Genomic DNA, 396 nt, shown 5'->3' on the forward strand with positions numbered 1-396 from the left:
ATAGCTTTACACTGGCATTCGCCAAGGCATGTGTAGGATAGGTGGTAGGCTTTGAAGCGGGGACGCCAGTTCCCGTGGAGCCATCCTTGAAATACCACCCTTATCTTCGTGGATGTCTAACCGCGGTCCGTTATCCGGATCCGGGACAGTGTATGGTGGGTAGTTTGACTGGGGCGGTCGCCTCCGAAAGAGTAACGGAGGCGCGCGATGGTTAGCTCAGACCGGTCGGAAATCGGTCGTCGAGTGCAATGGCATAAGCTAGCCTGACTGCGAGACTGACAAGTCGAGCAGAGACGAAAGTCGGTCATAGTGATCCGGTGGTCCCGTGTGGAAGGGCCATCGCTCAACGGATAAAAGGTACGCCGGGGATAACAGGCTGATGACCCCCAAGAGTCC

The 396-nt window shown here is 56.3% G+C and carries 1 rRNA gene (cut by both window edges); it reads left to right on the plus strand.

The features are described from left to right. A 23S ribosomal RNA gene (locus ASF69_RS14820) occupies nt 1–396 on the plus strand (it extends past both window edges: 2048 nt to the left, 425 nt to the right).

Origin of the sequence: Rhizobium sp. Leaf311 (genome assembly GCF_001423445.1) — a bacterium.
Classification (GTDB): domain Bacteria; phylum Pseudomonadota; class Alphaproteobacteria; order Rhizobiales; family Rhizobiaceae; genus Agrobacterium.